General features: G+C 72.3%; 20 protein-coding genes. 2 read left to right on the top strand and 18 right to left on the bottom strand.

Annotated features, from left to right (window positions below):
- Positions 1-6 precede the first annotated feature (6 nt).
- The 14 genes from ABIB37_RS13400 to rplU form a co-directional block, all read right to left on the bottom strand.
- Complete coding sequence (locus tag ABIB37_RS13400; RefSeq protein WP_354261169.1) at positions 7-1158, bottom strand: ADP-ribosylglycohydrolase family protein; 1152 nt, start codon at positions 1156-1158, stop codon at positions 7-9.
- 79 nt (positions 1159-1237) lie between these two features.
- Complete coding sequence (locus tag ABIB37_RS13405; RefSeq protein ID WP_354261171.1) at positions 1238-2536, bottom strand: ABC transporter substrate-binding protein; 1299 nt, start codon at positions 2534-2536, stop codon at positions 1238-1240.
- A 49-nt stretch (positions 2537-2585) separates the two neighbouring features.
- Positions 2586-3425, bottom strand: a complete 840-nt coding sequence (locus tag ABIB37_RS13410) for a carbohydrate ABC transporter permease (RefSeq protein WP_354261173.1) — start codon at positions 3423-3425, stop codon at positions 2586-2588.
- Positions 3422-4339, bottom strand: coding sequence for a carbohydrate ABC transporter permease (locus ABIB37_RS13415; RefSeq protein ID WP_354261175.1), 918 nt, complete (start codon positions 4337-4339; stop codon positions 3422-3424). Before ABIB37_RS13415 ends, ABIB37_RS13410 begins: the two co-directional genes overlap by 4 nt.
- The gene (locus ABIB37_RS13420) at positions 4336-5352 is read right to left on the bottom strand and encodes a LacI family DNA-binding transcriptional regulator (RefSeq protein ID WP_354261177.1); all 1017 of its coding nucleotides are present in this window, start codon (positions 5350-5352) and stop codon (positions 4336-4338) included. The genes ABIB37_RS13415 and ABIB37_RS13420 overlap by 4 nt, the downstream gene beginning before the upstream one ends.
- Positions 5353-5552: 200 nt before the next feature.
- Positions 5553-5936 (bottom strand): ribosome silencing factor, encoded by a 384-nt coding sequence (gene rsfS / locus ABIB37_RS13425; RefSeq protein WP_123697707.1) that lies wholly within the window; start codon positions 5934-5936, stop codon positions 5553-5555.
- 32 nt (positions 5937-5968) lie between these two features.
- Positions 5969-7189 carry a hypothetical protein gene (locus ABIB37_RS13430; RefSeq protein ID WP_354261179.1) on the bottom strand — a complete coding sequence of 407 codons (1221 nt, stop codon included), beginning with the start codon at positions 7187-7189 and terminating at the stop codon, positions 5969-5971.
- Complete coding sequence (nadD, locus tag ABIB37_RS13435) at positions 7186-7791, bottom strand: nicotinate-nucleotide adenylyltransferase (protein WP_354261632.1); 606 nt, start codon at positions 7789-7791, stop codon at positions 7186-7188. Before nadD ends, ABIB37_RS13430 begins: the two co-directional genes overlap by 4 nt.
- Position 7792: 1 nt before the next feature.
- Positions 7793-7969 (bottom strand): hypothetical protein, encoded by a 177-nt coding sequence (locus ABIB37_RS13440; RefSeq protein WP_354261181.1) that lies wholly within the window; start codon positions 7967-7969, stop codon positions 7793-7795.
- Positions 7970-8009: 40 nt separating this feature from the next.
- Positions 8010-9257, bottom strand: coding sequence for a glutamate-5-semialdehyde dehydrogenase (locus ABIB37_RS13445; protein WP_354261183.1), 1248 nt, complete (start codon positions 9255-9257; stop codon positions 8010-8012).
- A 101-nt stretch (positions 9258-9358) separates the two neighbouring features.
- Positions 9359-10138: a glutamate 5-kinase gene (gene proB, locus ABIB37_RS13450; protein ID WP_354261185.1), complete on the bottom strand. Its 780-nt coding sequence runs from the start codon at positions 10136-10138 to the stop codon at positions 9359-9361.
- Complete coding sequence (gene obgE, locus ABIB37_RS13455; protein ID WP_354261187.1) at positions 10135-11667, bottom strand: GTPase ObgE; 1533 nt, start codon at positions 11665-11667, stop codon at positions 10135-10137. Before obgE ends, proB begins: the two co-directional genes overlap by 4 nt.
- A 72-nt stretch (positions 11668-11739) precedes the next feature.
- The gene (gene rpmA, locus ABIB37_RS13460) at positions 11740-11994 is read right to left on the bottom strand and encodes a 50S ribosomal protein L27 (protein ID WP_123697700.1); all 255 of its coding nucleotides are present in this window, start codon (positions 11992-11994) and stop codon (positions 11740-11742) included.
- A 15-nt stretch (positions 11995-12009) separates the two neighbouring features.
- Entirely contained in the window at positions 12010-12318 is a 309-nt protein-coding gene (rplU, locus tag ABIB37_RS13465; protein WP_123697699.1) for a 50S ribosomal protein L21, read from the bottom strand.
- Positions 12319-12474: 156 nt separating this feature from the next.
- Here rplU and ABIB37_RS13470 point away from each other — a divergent pair, with 156 nt between their 5' ends.
- A complete protein-coding gene (locus ABIB37_RS13470) occupies positions 12475-12741 on the top strand; it encodes a DUF4031 domain-containing protein (RefSeq protein ID WP_354261190.1) in 267 nt (88 codons plus the stop codon).
- Here the strand turns inward: ABIB37_RS13470 and ABIB37_RS13475 are convergent.
- Both ABIB37_RS13475 and leuE read right to left on the bottom strand, forming a co-directional pair.
- Positions 12738-15302 carry an Rne/Rng family ribonuclease gene (locus tag ABIB37_RS13475; protein ID WP_354261192.1) on the bottom strand — a complete coding sequence of 855 codons (2565 nt, stop codon included), beginning with the start codon at positions 15300-15302 and terminating at the stop codon, positions 12738-12740. The genes ABIB37_RS13470 and ABIB37_RS13475 overlap by 4 nt on opposite strands.
- A gap of 190 nt (positions 15303-15492) precedes the next feature.
- Positions 15493-16176, bottom strand: coding sequence for a leucine efflux protein LeuE (gene leuE, locus ABIB37_RS13480; protein WP_354261194.1), 684 nt, complete (start codon positions 16174-16176; stop codon positions 15493-15495).
- 60 nt (positions 16177-16236) lie between these two features.
- Here leuE and ABIB37_RS13485 point away from each other — a divergent pair, with 60 nt between their 5' ends.
- A complete protein-coding gene (locus ABIB37_RS13485; protein ID WP_123697695.1) occupies positions 16237-16854 on the top strand; it encodes a vitamin K epoxide reductase family protein in 618 nt (205 codons plus the stop codon).
- Positions 16855-17011: 157 nt separating this feature from the next.
- Here the strand turns inward: ABIB37_RS13485 and ndk are convergent, their stop codons facing one another.
- Together ndk and ABIB37_RS13495 are read right to left on the bottom strand one after the other, a co-directional pair.
- Positions 17012-17422: a nucleoside-diphosphate kinase gene (gene ndk, locus ABIB37_RS13490; RefSeq protein WP_354261196.1), complete on the bottom strand. Its 411-nt coding sequence runs from the start codon at positions 17420-17422 to the stop codon at positions 17012-17014.
- A gap of 9 nt (positions 17423-17431) precedes the next feature.
- Positions 17432-18406, bottom strand: coding sequence for a hypothetical protein (locus ABIB37_RS13495; RefSeq protein WP_354261198.1), 975 nt, complete (start codon positions 18404-18406; stop codon positions 17432-17434).
- Between the last annotated feature and the right edge of the window lie 14 nt (positions 18407-18420).

Below are 18420 nucleotides of genomic sequence, written 5' to 3' on the forward strand. Positions count from 1 at the left end.
CCGCGTTCACGCCTCGAGGCCCAGGGCGAGCGCCGCGCTCCGCCGCTCGCGGTGGCGCTCGTCGTCGGCGCGCCACACCTCGGAGGCCACCCCGGCCATCACCGCGCCGCTCGCGCGCAGGTCGAGGCGCGATGCCGCGCCGACCTCGTCGATCCACTCGGCGGGCACGCCGCCGAGGCCGCCGAGCGCGCCGGCGACGGAGCCGGCCATGACCGCGATGGAGTCGGAGTCGCGTCCGTAGTTGACGGCGCCGAGCACGGCCTCGCGGTAGTCCCCGTCGCACGCGGCGAGCAGGCCGAGCGCGATCGGCAGCTCCTCGATCGCCTTCGTGCGGCTCGGCAGCCGGGCGTCCATCGCCGGCTGCCGGTACACATCCCCGACGGTGTCGAACGGGCGCACCGCGTCCCGCAGCACCGCGAGGCCGCCGTCGCGCCAGCCGTCGAGCCGGTGCCCGGCGCCGACGACCGCCTCGAGCGCCGCCCGGGTGCCGTCGCGGGCGAGGCTGATCGCCGCGTCGAGCACGCCGTCGAGCGTGGCGCCGGGGGCGGATGCCGCGGCCACGGCGGCGGCGAAGACGCCCGCCGCCTCGCGGCCGTAGCTCGACTGGTGGGCGCCCGCGATGTCGATCGCCTCGGCGTAGGCGCCCCGCGCGTCGCCCGCGTTCACGAGCCCGACCGGGCCGACGTACATCGTGGCGCCGCAGTTGACGACGTTGCCGACCCCCGCCTCGCGCGGGTCGATGTGCCCGTAGTGCAAGCGGGCGACGAGCCACTTCTCAGCGAGGAAGACGCGCTGCAGCGGCAGCGCCTCGGCCTCGAGCTCCGGGATCCACTGCACCTGACCGATCATGCGCGGCACCAGGTGATCGGCGATGTCGTGCGCCGTCAGGTGCCGGCGCACCTCGGCGTAGACGTCGACGAGCAGGTTCGTCATGAGGGTGTCGTCCGTGACGTGGCCGTCGCCCTTGTGGTACGGCGCGATGGGGCGAGCGTGCCGCCAGTCGTCGAGGAAGGGCGGGACGATCCCCTCGATCGTGCCGCCGTAGCGCTGCTGGATCGTCTCGGGGGTGTTGCCCTCGGCCGCGCCGCCGAGGGCGTCGGCGACGGCCGCTCCCGCGAGCGACGCTGTCGCGATGTCGGCGAAGGATGCGTCGGTCATGTCGTCTCCGGATCGGTGCGGGGCGTGCGCGGTCGGTGCCGCGCAGGGGGCGGCGTGCGCCCCCTGCGCGGCGATGCGACTACTGGATGGAGTCCCAGCCCTGGGTCAGCTGCGTCGACAGCTGCTCGAGGGTGATGGCGTTCGAGAGGTACTGCTGGAACGCGGGCGTCGCGTACTGGTCCTTCCACTGCGGGTAGTTGACCGCGAGCTGGAAGGGCGCCGCCTCGAGCACCGCGCCGGAGGCGAGCATCTCGGCCCAGCCGGTCTGGCCCTCGGTGGCGGTCGCGAGCGCGTCGCGCGCCGCGCCGGTCGTCGGGATCAGGCAGTCTCCCTCGCCGACGGCCGCGAGGTTCTCGGCCTGCATGTAGTAGTCGATGAACGCCGCGGCGCGATCTACGTACTCCGAGTCGGCCGAGACCGAGAGGGTCTGCGGCGAGGTGCCCTGCGCGGCGCCAGCGCTGCCCGCGAGCGGCGGCAGCACCGTCCACTCGAAGCCCTCGGGCGCGGTGTCGGCGATCTGCTGCGCGAGGAACGAGCCGCCGATGTACATGCCGTACGACCCGCCGAGGAAGCCCGGCAGCACGTCGGCGCCGGTCTGCGTGAGCGTGACGGGGTCGAGCGACTGGTCCTCGTAGGCCATCGCGTGCACCGTCTCGGGGATCGCGAGCTCGCCCTCGCCGATCTCGATCGTCGCCTCGCCCTCGGGGTCGACCTCGAAGAAGGTGCCCTCCTCGCCGAGCGCGAGGTTCATGAACGGCGCGGTCGGCGACTTCAGGCCCCAGCCGAGGCCGAAGGAGCCGTCGGCCGTGAGCTCCTGCGCGATCGAGCGCAGGTCCTCCCAGGCGAGCGACTCGCCGGTCGGCACCTCGACGCCGGCCGCCTCGAACGCCGCCGTGTTGGCGAACGCCACGTACGACTGCATGATGGTCGGCGCGGCGAAGATCTGGTCGTTCGCGGTCACCGTCGACCACACGCCCTCCGAGACGTCGCCCCGCAGCTCCTCGCTGAGGAACGGCGTCAGGTCGGCGAGGTAGCCGTCATGGGCGAAGCCGGCCATGTCGGACGCCTCGTTGTGGATGATGTCGGGCGCGTCGCCGCCCTGGAACTGCGTGACGAGCTGGTCGTGCACGTTGTCCCAGGAGCCCTGGACGAGGTCGATCTGCGTCTCGGGGTGCTCCGAGTTCCAGGAGTCGACGATCGACTCGGTCGCCGCGATCGTGGCGTCCTGGAAGGCGAGCGACTGGAAGGTGAGCGTGACCTCCTCGGTGGGGTCGGTCGTCTCGGTGGCGGTCGGCGCCTGGCCGCCGCCGAAGGCGCAGCCGGTCAGCAGCAGAGCGCCCGCCGCGAGCGTCATCGCGGCGCGGGGTGTGCGGTGCATGGTGTCTCCTCGGGATGGGTGGGGTGGAGATGGGTGGATGGGTGGGTCGTCAGCCCTTGACGGCGCCCGAGAGCAGGCCCGACGTGAGGCGACGCTGGATGAGCGCGAAGAACAGCAGGCTCGGGATGGCGGCGAGCAGCGATGCCGCGGCGAGCTGGCCGAGCTGCACCTGGCCCTCCGCGCCCACGAAGAGCGCGAGCCGCTGCGGCAGCGTCTGCAGCGCCTCGTCCTTGATGAGCACGAGGGCGAAGAAGAACTCGTTCCACGAGCCGATGAAGGCGAACAGGCTGGTCGCGACGAGCCCGGGGGCGAGCAGCGGCAGCACGATCGAGACGAGCACGCGCCACTTCGGCGCCCCGTCCATCGCGCCGGCCTCCTCGAGGTCGACGGGGATGGACGCGACGTAGCCCTGCAGCATCCAGAGCGCGAAGGGCAGCGACCAGACGACGTAGACGACCACGAGCCCGCCGAGCGAGTTGCCGAGCCCGAGCGGCTGCAGCATCAGGTAGAGCGGGACGATGATGAGGATGAACGGGAAGACCTGCGACAGCAGGATCCAGCCGGTCGCGAGCTTGCGGAGCCGGGTGCGGAAGCGCGCGAGCGCGTAGGCGGCCGGCAGCGAGACGGCGACGACGATGAGCGTCGTGACGAGCGCCACGATGAGGCTGTTGCCCGCCGCCTGGATGAGGTTCGCCCGGTCGATCGCGGCCGTGAAGTTGTCGAGGTTCCACTGCGCCGGCAGCAGCTGCGGATCGGGCGACTGCAGCTCGCGCTGGCTCTTGAAGGCCGTCGTGAACAGGAACAGCAGCGGGAACGCCAGGAAGATCATGAACAGCACGATCGCGACGTACTGGAGCATCCGTCCGATGCGGAAGCGGCGTCGTCTCATGCCTCTCGCCCCCTCGCCTGCGAGCGCAGGTAGAAGAACAGGAAGATCGCGATCACGATGACGATGACGTTGCCCATCGCGCTGGCGAGCCCGAAGTTGCCGTAGCGGAACGCCTCGTTGTAGGCGAAGAGCATCGGCAGCATCGTGCCCCACGCCCCCGCCGTCAGCACGTAGACGAGGGCGAAGGAGTTGAAGTTGTTGATGAAGTCGAGCGTGGTGATCGCGATGATCACCGGCTTCAGCGCCGGCAGCGTCACCGAGAAGAAGCGCTGCCAGGTGCCGGCGCCGTCGATCTGCGCCGCCTCGTGCAGCTCGGCGTTCACGCCCTGCAGGCCGGCGAGCAGCGTGATGGTGGTCTGCGGCATGCCGGCCCAGACGCCGACGACGATCGCGGCGGGGAGCGCCGTCGACGCCTGGCCGAGCCAGTTGATGGAGTCGGGCAGGCCGACCGCGCCGAGGCCCCCGTTCACCGCGCCGTAGGTCGGGTGCAGCATGAGGCGCCACATGATCGCGATGATCACCGGCGGCATCGCCCACGGGATGAGCGCGAGCGTGCGCGCGATGCCCTGGCCCCAGAGGTTCGCGTTCAGCAGCAGCGCGAGGCTCAGCGACGCGAAGAACTGGATGATCGTGACCGAGAACGCCCAGATGAGACCGATCCCGAACGAGTTCCAGAAGAGCTCGTAGCCGGCGAGCTCGACGTAGTTCTCGACGCCGGTGAACTCGACGGTCGCGTTCCGCGCGGCCGTCGCGTTCGTGAAGCCCAGCGCGATGCCCTGCAGCAGCGGCCAGACGCTGAAGACCAGGATCGGCAGCATCGCGGGCAGGAACAGCAGCCACGCGCCGCGCTCGGGACCGAACCGCGATCTGCGGTGCAGCCTCCGCTCGGCGACGACGACATCGACGGCGCTCATGGGCGGTCCCTCCTGGTGGACGACTCGCGCACGACGAGGCGCGGCACGACGGTGGCGTGCGAGGTGGCATCGGCGTCGCCGCGGAGCGACGCGAGCAACTGCTGGGCGGCGAGCGTGCCTCGCGCCTCGGCGCCGAGGTCGACGCTCGTGAGGCTCGGGATCGCCATCTGCGCGAGCTCGGTGTCGTCCATGCCGACGACGAGGCAGTCGCCCGGCACCGCGATGCCGGCGTCCGACAGCACGCGCAGGGCGGCGAAGGCGATGAGGTCGTTCGCCGCGACGATCGCGTCGAACGATCGCGCGGACCGCTCGAGCAGCGCATCGATGGCGGGCAGCGCGGCCGCGTGCGTGAAGTCGTCGGCGGCGACGACGAGCACGGGATCGAAGGCCATCCCCGCGGCGTCGAGCGCCAGGCGGTAGCCCTCGAGGCGCATGCGCCCCGGGGTGGTGTCGACGGGGCCGTTCACGAACGCGATCCGCTGCGCGCCCTGCGCCACGAGGTGGTCGATCGCGAGCTGGACGCCGGCGCGCGAGTCGGCGCCCACGGCGCCGTGCACGGCCGTCGGCGGGAGGGAGCCGATCACGACGGTCGGCACGCGCGCCGCGTCGAGCGCCTCGAGCACCTGCTGCTCAGGGCGCAGCGGGACGACGATCAGGCCGTCGATCGTGCTCGGGCCGAAGCGGCCGATCGCCGCGGCGACGTCGGCGGGGTCCTGCGCCTGGGCGACGAGCAGGTGGCGGTCGTCGGCGGCGAGCTCGTGCTGCACGGCGCTCGTCATGCGGGCGTAGACCGGGTTGGCGGCATCCGGCACGATCATGGCGATCTGGCCGATCGTCCCGCCCTGCAGCGCACGTGCCACCGCGTTGGGCCGGTAGCCGAGCTGCTCGGCGACGAGGCGCACGCGCTCGGCCGTGGCGGCGGAGGCCCCACCGCCGTGCAGCGCGCGGCTCGCGGTGGCGACGGAGACGCCCGCGACCTGCGCGACCGCGGTGATCGTCGGGAGACCGGCCATGCCCTGCTCCGCTCCGAGCGCCATCGCTCATCCCGTGGTCGTCGCGACTGGAAACGTTTCCAATCGGTCGAGTGCGACGATACGACACGGCCGACCCGGAGCGCAAGCCCGACCTCGGAGCCGCCGACCTCAGATCCCCGGACGCGAAGCAGCGCGCGGCCCGGAGGCCGCGCGCTGCGTCGATCGTCGAGGGTGGAGGGCTACTGCGTGGAGGACTCCGGTGCCGCGGGCAGCTGCAGGTCGATCACGCCGGCATCGCGCCAGAGCCGCTCGAGCTGGTAGTAGGTGCGCTCCTCCTCGTGGAAGATGTGCACGACGATGTCGGAGAAGTCGAGCAGCACCCAGCGGCCGTCGGCGCGGCCCTCACGGCGCACCGGCTTCGCGCCGACGAGGATGAGCGCATCCTCGATCTCGCGGGCGATCGCGCTCACCTGGCGCTCGTTGCGGCCGGTCGCGATGAGGAAGACGTCGGTCAGCGGCAGCTGGCCGGAGACGTCGAGCCCGACGAGATCGACGGCGAGCGCCTTGTCGGCGGCGAGCGCCGCGGCGCGGGCGAGCGCGACGGCCTTCTGGTCGGCGCTCATCGAGCGCCCGTGGTGTTCAGTGCCATACCTGGTCAGAGCCATCCCTGCGTGAGCGCCAGCGCGAGGAAGCCCGCGACGGCGACGGCGAATCCGCCCGCACCGACGCCGATGGCGATGGGCCACACGGTCGAGCGCTGCTTCTGCGGTGCGATCTGCACCCGAGCGTTGGCATAGGAGGAGACGGCCTTCGATGCGCGCACCGGCGCCGCCTCGGGGCTCGAGACCTCGCCGTCGGCGACGTCGGCGTCGACGTCGCTCCCGTCGATCGAGGCGCTGCCGCGGCCGGACGAGGCGAAGCCCTCCGGCACGTCGATCGAGCCGGTGACGAGGAGGCCGTCGGCGCCCTCGAGCTGGAAGTCGGGGGCGTCCGAGCCGGCGGGCAGCACGAGCGCGTTCGCCGTGATCGACGAGGCCGACGAGCCGCCGGTGCCGGCGACGCCCTGCTCGCGCAGGTCGGCGATGTGGTGCTCGGAGGTGTCGGAGACGACGTTGACGATCACGGGGAGCCGCTGCGACTGGCCGCGGGTCGGTCCGGTCTGGATGATCTCCTCGGCCTCCGCGGCGGCGCGGTGGTCCTCGAGCTCGGCGGGCGTCGACTCGGCGACGCGGCGCGACGAGACGCGGGGCAGCTCAACGATGACCTCGTCGATCTCGAGGCCGTCGACCTCGGCGTCGTCGACGGTGTCGAGGCCCTGCACGTCGTCGACCGGCACGGCCGAGCGGCGCGCGGACGACGGCGCGGGCACGGATGCCTTCGGCTCCGGCGCGATCTCCGCCTCGATGACGTCGAGCTCGTCGACCTCGTCGGGCTCGATGCGGTCCATCGCGACCGTGGCCTCGAGGACGGGCTCCTCGCGGACCGGCTCCTCGCGGACCGGCTCCTCGACCTTGGCCTTGCGGCGGCCGAAGAAGCGGCCGACCGGGCTCGCGGAGCGCTCCGGCTCGACAGCCGGCTCCGGCTCGGGCTCGGGTTCGATGGCCTCGGCCTCGACCGGCTCGGCGTCGACGGGCTCCGCGTCGACCGGCTCGAGCGCGGGCGCTGCGTCGTCGAGGGACTGCGCCTCTTCCGGCGCGGCGGGCACGCTCGGCGCGGAGTGCCGGCCCTCGTGGGCCGGAGCATCGCTCGGGGCGGGGTGCTCGGGCTCCTCGTCGGGAACCGGCGGCGCCTCGCCCGTGCGGGCCAGCTCAGCAGCGCGCTCGAGCTCTCGAAGCTGCCGTCGCGTCAGCGGGCGGCCCTCGTTCGCATCGGTCATGCTGTCAGTCTCCGGTACAAGTCGTGCTTGCTGATGTATTGAACCACCCCGTCAGGGACCAAGTACCAGACGGGATATCCGGCGCGGACGCGCGCACGGCAATCGGTCGAGGATATCGCAAGTGCCGGGATCTCCAGCAGTGAGACACGTCCCGGCGGGAATCCGGAGATCGAGAGGTGGTGCCCAGGGCGGGTGACGGCGACGAAGTGGGCGAGCTCCCAGAGCTCGTCCTGGTCCTTCCACTCCACGATCGAGGCGAACGCATCCGCCCCCGTGATGAAGAACAGCTCGGCCTCGGGATGCATCGCCCGCACGTCGCGGAGCGTGTCGATCGTGTAGGTCGGGCCGGCGCGATCGATGTCGATGCGGCTGACGCGGAAGCGCGGGTTCGAAGCCGTCGCCACGACCGTCATGAGGTAGCGGTGCTCGCTCGGCGACGCGTGGCGCTTCTGGTACGGCTCTCCGGTCGGCACGAACACGACCTCGTCGAGGCCGAAGTGCTGCGCGACCTCGCTCGCCGCGACGAGGTGGCCGTGGTGGATCGGGTCGAACGTGCCGCCCATGATGCCAAGGCGGCGGCGACGCTCCGGTGCGGCGTCGATGTCAGGCGTTGCCGTGGACGTCGTGCCGCTCAGCGCGGTGCGAGACGTCGCGGAAGGAGCGCAGCACGATGGCCGAGATGATGAAGACGGCAGCGGCGATGCCGCCGGCGATGTACGGGCCAGCGCCCGCAGCCTCTTCGGCGTGCTCAGCCGCGGCGGCGAGGAGTGACAGGGTCATCATGGGTGTGCCTCCGATCCAGCAGCAAGCCTAGCGCGGGTCAGGCCCGCACCTGGCCCGTGCCGCGCACGATCCACTTGCTGCTCGTCAGCTCCGGCAGGCCCATGGGCCCGCGCGCGTGCGACTTCTGCGTCGAGATGCCCACCTCGGCGCCGAAGCCGAACTCGCCGCCGTCGGTGAAGCGGGTGGATGCGTTGTGCATGACCACCGCGGAGTCCACCTCCGCGAGGAACCGCGCCGCCGCATCCGCATCGTCCGTCACGATCGTGTCGGTGTGGTGCGTGCCGTAGCGGTTGACGTGCTCGATCGCCGCGTCGACGTCGTCGACGACGCCGATCGCGATGTCCATCGACAGGTGCTCGGTCGACCAGCCGCCCTCGCGGAGCGGCGCGGCGTCGACGACGCCGGGGAGCTGGCCGTCGGCGTGGATCGTGACGCCCGCCTGCTGCAGGGCGAGCGCGATGGCCGGCACGGCGGTGTCGGCGATGTCGCGGTGCACGAGCACCGTCTCGAGCGAGTTGCAGACGCTCGTGCGCTGCGTCTTCGCGTTGAGCACGATGTCGAGCGCCATCGGCAGGTGTGCTGCGCGATCGACGAAGGCGTGCACGACGCCCGCGCCGGTCTCGATCACGGGCACGGTCGACTCGGTGACGACGCGCTCGATGAGCGCGGCGCTCCCCCGCGGCACGAGCAGGTCGATGAGGCCGCGGGCGCGCATGAGGCGGCCGGCGCCGTCGCGGCCGAAGCGGTCGATGGTCTGCACCGACGCGCGTGGCAGTCCGGCGCGCTCGATGGCGCCCTGCATCGCCTCGACGAGCACGGCGTTCGTCCGCTCGGCAGCGGAGCCGCCGCGCAGCACGACGGCGTTGCCGGAGCCGAGCGCGATGCACGCGAGGTCGACCGTGACGTTGGGGCGCGCCTCGTAGATGACGCCGATGACGCCGAACGGCACGCGCACCTCGGTCAGCTCGAGGCCGTTCGGCAGCGTGCGCTCGCGCAGCACCTCGCCGATCGGGTCGGGCAGCACGGCGAGGGCCCGCGCGGCGGCGGCGAGGCCCGCGATGCGCGAGGCGTCGAGCAGCAGCCGGTCGAGCAGCCCCGCGTCGAGCCCGGACGCGCGACCGCGCTCGAGGTCGTCGGCGTTCGCGGCGAGGATCGCGTCGGCGGCCTCCTCGATCGCGCCGGCGATCGCCTCGATGGCGGCGTGGCGCTGCTCGGCCGGCGCGACGCCGAGGCTGCGCGATGCGCGCTTCGACTCGGTCAGCAGCGCGTCGAGCTCGTCAGGCATGCCTCGATCCTAGGAGCCTCTGAGATTCTCAACGTCGCGGGTGGCGGCTCGTCGCGCAGAGCGGCTCGTGCGACCACAGGCGACGTTGAGATCCTTGGCGGTCAGCGGCGGGCGTCGGGGTTCGGCTCGAACTCGGTGCCGAGCCGCTCGCCGCTGATGAGGCGCTCGAGCAGCGGCGTCGCCGTGACCGTCACGCGCACGCCCGCGTCGGCCGCGAGCCGAGCCGCGTCGACCTTCGTCATGGCGCCGCCGGAGCCGATGTGCGAGCCGCTCGCGCCCAGGCGCACGCCGTCCAGCGGGTCACCGTAGGCCACGTGCTCGATGGGCTCGGAGCCGGGCTCGTCCGGCGGCGCGGTGCGCAGCGAGGCGATGTCCGAGAGCAGGATGAGCCGGTCGGCGCCGACGAGCCGCGCGACGAGCGCCGCGAGCCGGTCGTTGTCGCCGAAGCGGATCTCGTGCGTCGCGACCGTGTCGTTCTCGTTGACGATGGGCAGCATCCGCAGCTCGAGCAGCCGCTCGAGCGCGTTCCGCGCGTTGACGCGGTGCGAGTCCATGTCCATGTCGGACGCGGTGAGCAGGATCTGCGCCGCGACCAGCTCGTGCCGCGTGAGGCTGCGCTGGTACCGGTTCATGAGCACGTTCTGCCCGACCGCCGCGGCCGCCTGCTGCATCGGCAGGTCGGCGGGACGCGCGTCGAGGCCGAGGTACGGCATGCCCGTCGAGATCGCGCCCGACGAGACGAGGATGACCTGGCCCTCGCGGTGCAGCCGGGCGAGCCCGTCGACGAGCGGCTCGATCTGGCCGCGCCGCTCCCCCGAGATCGACGACGAGCCGACCTTCACGACGATCCGCTCGCCGGCCCGCAGGTCGAGGGTCGTCATGCCTTCTCGTCCCAGCGCTGGACCTCGAACCCCTCGTCGTCGGTCCAGACGCCGCCGTCGCGCTCGCCCAGGAGGTCGTCGCGCGCCGCCTGCTTGGCGTCCATGCGCTCGTGGTACTCGCGGCGGCGCTGCTCCGTCGTGCGACGGTCGTTGCGGTCCAGGCGCGGGTCGGTGCCGCGGTTGCCCACGAGCTCGGCAGCGGAGGCGATGGTCGGCTCCCAGTCGAAGACGATGCCGGCGCCCGGGCCGATCACGACGGTCGCACCCGCCACCGCGCCGGCCTTGAGCAGCGCGTCCTCGGTGCCGAGCTTCGCGAGCCGGTCGGCGAGGTAGCCGACGGCCTCGTCGTTGCGGAAGTCGGTCTGCGCGACCCATCGCTCCGGCTTCGCGCCGAGGATGCGGTAGACGGGTCCGTCGTGGCTGCCCTCGACCTTGACGACGTAGCCGTGGTCGTCGATCGCCTTCGGGCGCAGCACGATGCGCTCGGGCACCGGCTCGACGGCCTTCGCCGCGCGGTCGGCCTCGACGAGGTCGGCGAGCGCGAACGACAGCTCGCGGAGGCCCGTGTGGGCGACCGTCGAGATCTCGAACACGCGGTAGCCCATCGCCTCGAGCTCGGGCCGCACGAAGTCGGCGAGCTCGCGCGCCTCGGGCACGTCGATCTTGTTGAGCGCGATGAGCTGCTGGCGCTCGAGCAGCGGCGTCTGGCCGTCGGGCACCGGGTACGCCTCGAGCTCGCGCAGGATGACCTGCAGGTCGGTGATCGGGTCGCGGCTCGGCTCGAGCGTGGCGCAGTCGATGACGTGCAGCAGCGCCGAGCAGCGCTCGACGTGGCGGAGGAACTCGAGGCCGAGCCCCTTGCCCTCGCTCGCGCCCTCGATGAGGCCGGGCACGTCGGCGATCGTGTAGCGGGTCTGGCCCGACTCCACGACGCCGAGGTTCGGGTGCAGGGTCGTGAACGGGTAGTCGGCGATCTTCGGCCGCGCGGCGCTCATCGCGGCGACGAGGCTCGACTTGCCGGCGCTCGGGAAGCCCACGAGCGCGACGTCGGCGACGGTCTTCAGCTCGAGCGTGACGTCGCCCTCGACGCCGGGTGTGCCGAGCAGCGCGAAGCCCGGGGCGCGGCGCTTCGTGCTCGATAGCGCGGCGTTGCCGAGCCCGCCCTGGCCGCCGGCGGCGACGACGAGCCGCATGCCGGGCTGGTTGAGGTCGGCGAGCTGCTCCCCCGACGCATCCGTCACCACGGTGCCGACGGGCACGGGCAGCTCGAGGTCCTGGCCGGACGTGCCCGACTTGTGGTCGCCCTGGCCGGGCATGCCGTTGTCGCTTGAGCGGTGCGGTGCCCGGTGGTAGCCGAGCAGCGTCGTGATCTGCGGGTCGGCGACGAGCACGATGTCGCCGCCGTCGCCGCCGTTGCCGCCGTCGGGGCCCGCGAGGGGCTTGAACTTCTCGCGCTTGACGGAGACGCAGCCGTGACCGCCATGCCCTGCGCGCAGGTGCAGCGTCACCTGGTCGACGAATGTCGCCATGAACTGTCTCCTTCGATGCGAGAGCGGGGCGGGCCGAAGCCCGCCCCGCTCATCGGATGCTGATGTGGTGCGTCAGACCGCTGCCACGATGTTGACGACCTTGCGGCCGCCCTTGTTGCCGAACTCGACAGCGCCGGCCTCGAGGGCGAACAGCGTGTCGTCGCCGCCACGGCCGACGTTGGCGCCGGGGTGGAAGTGGGTGCCGCGCTGACGGACGATGATCTCGCCCGCCTTGACGACCTGGCCGCCGAAGCGCTTCACGCCGAGGCGCTGCGCGTTCGAGTCACGACCGTTGCGGGTGGACGATGCGCCCTTCTTGTGTGCCATTGTCTGTCAGCCCCTTTACTTGATCTCGGTGACCTTGAGGCGCGTGAGCTCCGAGCGGTGGCCCATGCGGCGCTTGTAGCCGGTCTTGTTGCGGTAGTGCTGGATGCGGATCTTCGGGCCGCGCAGGTCGGTGACGACCTCGGCCGTGATCTTCACCTTGGCGAGCGCGTCGACATCCGTCGTCACCTTGTCGCCGTCGACGAGCAGCACGGGGGCCAGCTCGACGTTGCCGTTGTCGTCACCGGCGATGCGGTCGACGACGAGCACGGTGCCGACCTCGACCTTCTCCTGCCGGCCGCCGGCGCGCACGATTGCGTACACCACGATGGGATCCTCACTGTTGGTACGACTCCCGGCCGAACCGGGACGAAGCTTGTAGCGCGCGCGAAGTCGCGACGTGCGCCAGCGAACAACGATACAGGTTCGCAGCGCTCTCGGTCAACACGGCCGGGCCAGCGTGGCGCGGACTACGGTGGGCGGATGGCGATCCTCGTCGACGAGCCCCTGTGGCCGAACCACGGCACGATGTGGGCGCACCTCGTGAGCGACGCGTCGCTCGACGAGCTGCACGCCTTCGCGCGCGCCGCGGGCATCCCGGCGCGCGGGTTCGACCACGACCACTACGACGTGCCGGCGGAGCGGATCGACGCGCTCGTCGCGATGGGCGCGCAGCGCGTGCCCCCGAAGGAGCTCGTGCGGCGGCTCATCGCGAGCGGGCTGCGCGTGAAGGAGCGCGACCGCCCCTAGCGCTGCTCGTCGGGCTTCGCGGTGATGACGCCCGAGGATGCGCGGCGCGACCGCCGAGCGGCCTTGCCGGTGCCGGGCGCGGGCGTCGCGATGGCGTCGAGCGCGCTGCCGAGCAGCCCGTCGAGGTCATCGGGGGTCGCCTTCGCCGCGACCGGCTCGTGCGCGGGAGCGACCGGGATGTCGAGGATCGTGACGACCGGCTCGGCCGCGACGGCCTCGACCGCCGCCTTCGACGGGGTCACGATGCCGCTGACCTGCTCGGCCTGCTGCTCGGTGCGCCGCTCGCGCTGCTCGGCGGGCTGCTCGACGTGCTGCGGTGCCTGCTGCTCGTCGTGCGCATCGCCGACGGGCGCGTGGTGGCCGTGCTGCTCGCCCTCGACCTTGCCCTTGCCCGCCGCGGCGATCTGCGAGAGGCCCTTGCGCAGGTCCTCCGTGATCGCGTGCGTGCCGCCCGCGGGCTGCTGGTGCTGGTGCTGGTCGGGCTGCTGCGAGTCCGACTGCTTGCCGCGGCCACGTCGGCTGCGGCCGTTGCCTGCGCCGCCGCCGCTCTCGGGCTGCTGCTGCTGGCGCTGCGACTTCGAGATCGGCTCGTGGTGCACGATCACGCCGCGCCCCGCGCAGACCTCGCACTGCTCGGAGTACGACTCGAGGAGCCCGAGGCCGAGCTTCTTGCGCGTCATCTGCACGAGGCCGAGGCTAGTGACCTCTGCCACCTGGTGCTTCGTGCGGTCGCGGCTCAGGCACTCGATGAGGCGCCGCTGCACGAGGTCGCGGTTCGACTCGAGCACCATGTCGATGAAGTCGATCACGATGATGCCGCCGATGTCGCGCAGCCGCAGCTGGCGCACGATCTCCTCGGCCGCCTCGATGTTGTTCTTGGTGACCGTCTCCTCGAGGTTGCCGCCGGCGCCGACGAAGCGGCCGGTGTTGACGTCGACGACCGTCATCGCCTCGGTGCGGTCGATCACGAGCGAGCCGCCAGAGGGCAGCCAGACCTTGCGGTCGAGCGCCTTGTCGATCTGCTCCGAGATGCGGAAGTGCGAGAACGGGTCGTCGGTGCCCTCGTAGGCCTCGACGCGGTCGAGCAGGTCGGGCGCGATCGCCTCGAGGTACTCGCGGATCGTGGTGAGCGCCTCCGAGCCCTGGATGACGAGCTTGTGGAAGTCCTCGTTGAACACGTCGCGGACGATCTTCACGAGCAGGTCGGGCTCGGCGTGCAGCCGCTGCGGCGCGGAGCCGGTCTTCTTCTGCTGCTGGATGCGCTCCCACTGGCGGGTGAGCCGCTCGACGTCGCGCGTGAGCTGGTCCTCGGTCGCGCCCTCGGCGGCGGTGCGCACGATGACGCCCACGCCCTCCGGCAGCACCTGCTTCAGGATCTTCTTGAGGCGCGCGCGCTCGGTGTCCGGCAGCTTGCGCGAGATGCCGTTCATCGAGCCGCCCGGCACCGACACGAGGTAGCGGCCGGGCAGCGAGATCTGGCTCGTCAGGCGGGCGCCCTTGTGGCCGACCGGGTCCTTCGTGACCTGCACGAGCACCGTGTCGCCGGGCTTGAGCGCGAGCTCGATCTTCCGGGGCTGTCCCTCGAGCTCGGCAGCGTCCCAGTCGACCTCGCCGGAGTAGAGCACGGCGTTGCGGCCGCGGCCGATGTCGACGAAGGCGGCCTCCATGCTCGGCAGCACGTTCTGCACGCGGCCGAGGTAGACGTTGCCGATCAGGCTCGACTCGGATGCCTTGGCGACGTAGTGCTCGACGAGCACGCCGTCCTCGAGCACGGCGAGCTGCACGCGGTCGTGCTTCGAGCGCACGATCATCTGGCGCTCGACGGCCTCGCGGCGGGCGAGGAACTCGGTCTCGGTGACGACCGTGCGGCGACGACCGGCGTCGCGGCCCTCGCGGCGGCGCTGGCGCTTGGCCTCGAGGCGGGTCGAGCCGCGCACCTTCTGCGGCTCGGTGATGAGCGGCTTCTCGTCCTCGGCCTCGCGGGGCGTGCGACCGCGCGTGCGGGTGCGGCGCGAGCGGCGGCCACCCTGCGGGCGCTCGTCCTCGTCGTCGTCGTCCTCGTCGTCCTGCTCGTCGTCGTCGCGCAGCGACGGGAGGGCGGGCAGCGCGGCGAGGTCGGGCGCGTGGAACACGATCCCGAACGGGCTGGTCGGCAGCTCAGGGAGCGCCATCGCGGCGGCGCGCGGGTCGTCCGCGGGCTCGTCGGAGGCCGGGGCCTCGCTCGCGGGGTCGGTGAGGCCGGGCTCGTGGCCCGGCTCCGCCGCCTGCGAGCCGGCGAGCGCCGGCTCGGCAGTGTCGGCCGCGGTGGTCTCAGGCTGGACGCGCTCGAGCACGGTGTTCGCCGTGATCGGGTCGGCGGCGCCCGCCACGAGGTCGGTCGCGGCCGCCTCGGTGCCGGCATCCGGCGTCTCGGGCACCGCATCGAGCGTCGCGTCGTGCGCCGGCGCATCCGCTGCAGACCGCTTGCGCGTCGTCGCTCGCTTGCGCTTGGGCCGCTCGGCGGGCGCCTGGGCCTCGCCCGCGGTGCTCTCGGTCGGGCGGGTCGTGTCGTTGTCCACCATCGCTGGCGCTCTCCTGCCGCAACCGGCGCCGCCGGTCGCCATCTCGCTCGCGACCGGGGCGCGCCCCGGCGCGAATCCTTCCTGGCACCCCCTTGCGGGGATGGCCCGGGCTAGACGTGCTGCCCGGAAAACTGTGGTGTGCGCCCGGAGGGCGCGCTGCCGGGAAGTCTACCCCACGGCCGACGATCGCTCACGGCAGCACGACGCGCACCGCGAGGGCGACGAACGCGAGGGCCGCGACGAGGGTCGCGACGATCGCCGGCCAGCCGTGCGGCTGCACGCTCCTGCCCACTTTCGCGCCGATCAGCACGACCGCCGCGAGGTAGGCCGCGGAGATGAGCTCGAGGATCAGCATGAGCACCGCGAGGTCGGCGAGCGGCGTCGGCGAGTCCGGGTCGATGAACTGCACGAAGAACGACGCGAAGAACAGGATCGCCTTCGGGTTGAGCAGGCTCGTGACGAGCGCGGTGCGGAACGGCGCGAGCCGCGGGCGGGCGATGATCGGGTTCGGGGCGGTCGGCGGGTGCGTCGGGTTCTCGGTGGGCGCAGGCTCAGCGGAGCGGCGCCGCTTCGCCGCGATGCGGGCGACGGCGCTGCGCACGAGGCCGATCGCGAGCCAGCAGAGGTAGGCGGCGCCCGCCCACGTGAGGATGCGGAAGACGATCGGGTTCGTCGAGAGCGCCTGCGCCGACAGCACCGCGAGCACCATGAGGATGGCATCGCCGAGGAAGACGCCGAGCGTCGCCCGGAAGCCCGCGCGGCGGCCGGCGCGCAGGGCGGTGGTCGCGACGTAGAGGCTGTTGGCGCCCGGCAGCAGCACGATGACGACGACTCCCGCGGTGAAGGCGGCGAGCGTGGCCGCGTCGAGGCTCATCGGGCCGCGCCCGGGCGGATCGCATAGCGCGGGCTGGTTGGATGGGGCGCAGGAGGCTCCATGAACGACACCCGTCCCGCCCAGATCGCCGCACCCGTGTGGCTCGGCGTCGTGCTCATCATCACCGGCCTCCTCGGCCTGCTCGGGGCGTTCTCGCTCTCGGTCGAGCGCATCGAGCTGCTGCTGCACCCCGAGGAGGCGCTCGGGTGCGACCTGAACCCGTTCCTCACGTGCTCGGGCGCGATCGAGTCCGACCAGGGCGCCGTCTTCGGCTTCCCCAACCCGTTCCTGGGACTCATGGCGTTCCCGGCTCCGATCATCATGGGCGTCCTCACCCTCGGCCGCGTCGCGATGCCCCGCTGGGTGTGGACGATCTTCTCGATCGGCGTGCTCGGCGCGATCGTGCTCGTGCTCTGGCTCGCGCAGCAGTCGATCTTCGTGCTGGGCTTCGTCTGCCCGTGGTGCTTCCTGGTGTGGCTCGCGATGTACGCGATGGCGTTCCCGCTCTGGACCTGGGCCTTCGGCGCCGGTGCGCTGCCGGCGCCCGCGGGGCTGCGACGCGTGGCGGCGCGCTACTCGGCGTGGGGCTGGGTGCTCTCGCTCACCCTCGCGGTGATCCTGGTCGTGACGATCATGATCGCCCTCCCCGGCATCCCCCGCTTCCTCTTCGCCTTCTAGCCCTTCTACGCCGAACTTCCCGAGAACGCGAGTTCTCGAGCGGATTCTCGCCGTTCGGGGAAGCTCGCGGCGGGACTTGCGCCGAGCTTCCCGAACTCGCGAGCTTCGCGCGGGGATCGCGCGGTTCGGGGAAGCTCGACGGTCGGGGCGGGACGGGTCAGGCGAACCAGAGCGCGAGCTCGCGCGCGGCCGACTCCTCGGAGTCGGAGCCGTGCACGAGGTTCTGCTGCACCTTGAGGCCCCAGTCGCGGCCGAGGTCGCCGCGGATCGTGCCGGGGGCGGCGGTCGTCGGGTCGGTGGTGCCGGCGAGCGAGCGGAAGCCCTCGATCACGCGGTCGCCCTCGAGGCGGATCGCGACCGACGGGCCGGAGAGCATGAACTCGACGAGCGGCTCGAAGAACGGCTTGCCGCGGTGCTCGTCGTAGTGCTCCTCGAGCAGCGCGCGCTCGGGCTGCACGAGCTTGAGGTCGGCGACGACGTATCCCTTGGCCTCGATGCGGGCGAGGATGGCGCCGGTCAGCTGGCGCTGGACGCCGTCGGGCTTGATGAGGACGAGGGTGCTCTGCATGCCGCCAGCCTACCGAGCAGCGCTCGGCCCCTCTGGCGCCGCCGTCGGCACCATCGGCGCCTGCGCCCATGTGCGGCTCGCCGCGAGCACGAGGAGCAGCGAGCCCATCACGCCGACGAGCGCTTGGGAGACAGCGCCTGCGAGCTCGGCACTCGAGTCCCAGGGGACCATCTGCGGCATCACCAACGAACCGAGCGCCCCGGCGCTGCCCAGCCCGACCACCGCCAGGGCCGCGCTGCGCCGACGCACGGGCGGCCTGCCGCGCACCTCGGCCGCCATCCGACCGAGTGCGAGACCTGCGACGCACCCGACCAGCATCGCGAGGGACGCGAAGATGGAGCCCATGGCGATCGTGAGGCTCACCGCGCCCTCGCCAGCCGGGTTCACGCGAACGTCGACGTGCGCCGCGACGAGCAGCCCCGTGCCTGCGTACACCGCGACGAGCGATGCTCCGAGGACGGCGAGGTCGCCGCCCGTGCGTCCCCACCTGGCGGCCCCCGGTGCCTCCTCCGGCGCCGCGCGCGCGGTCCGGAAGGCCCCCACCGTCGTCATCGCGATGACGAGCGCGGCGCCCGGCGCCCACACCCAGGCAGCCGGTGTCAGCGCATCCGCCAGCTGCCCGAGCGTCGGGGAGGTCCGGTTGGAGAACGTCCATGCCACCAGCGCGAGCCACCCGGTCGCGAACAGCATCTGCGCGGCGATCGCCAGCAGGATCCGAGGCGCTCGAGACCCACGCGGGTGTGCACCCCGATGGATGATGCAGACCGCAGCGCCACAGAGCCCGGGCACGGCACCACTGATGGTGATGACGACGATGCTGAGGATGGCCCCCACATCGTTGACGTCCACGCCGGGCCCGTAGATCTGCACCAGGGTCGGCAGCAGGCCGACGCTCGCGAGCACCCCGCTCCACACCGCAGCCCGGCGAGCGACGCGGGAGACCGGGTTCCGCCACGACTCCTGCGTCGCCGATCCATCGATCATGCGCTCACTGTCGC

Origin of the sequence: Agrococcus sp. UYP10, from assembly GCF_040547205.1 — a bacterium.
Classification (GTDB): Bacteria; Actinomycetota; Actinomycetes; order Actinomycetales; family Microbacteriaceae; genus Agrococcus; species Agrococcus jenensis.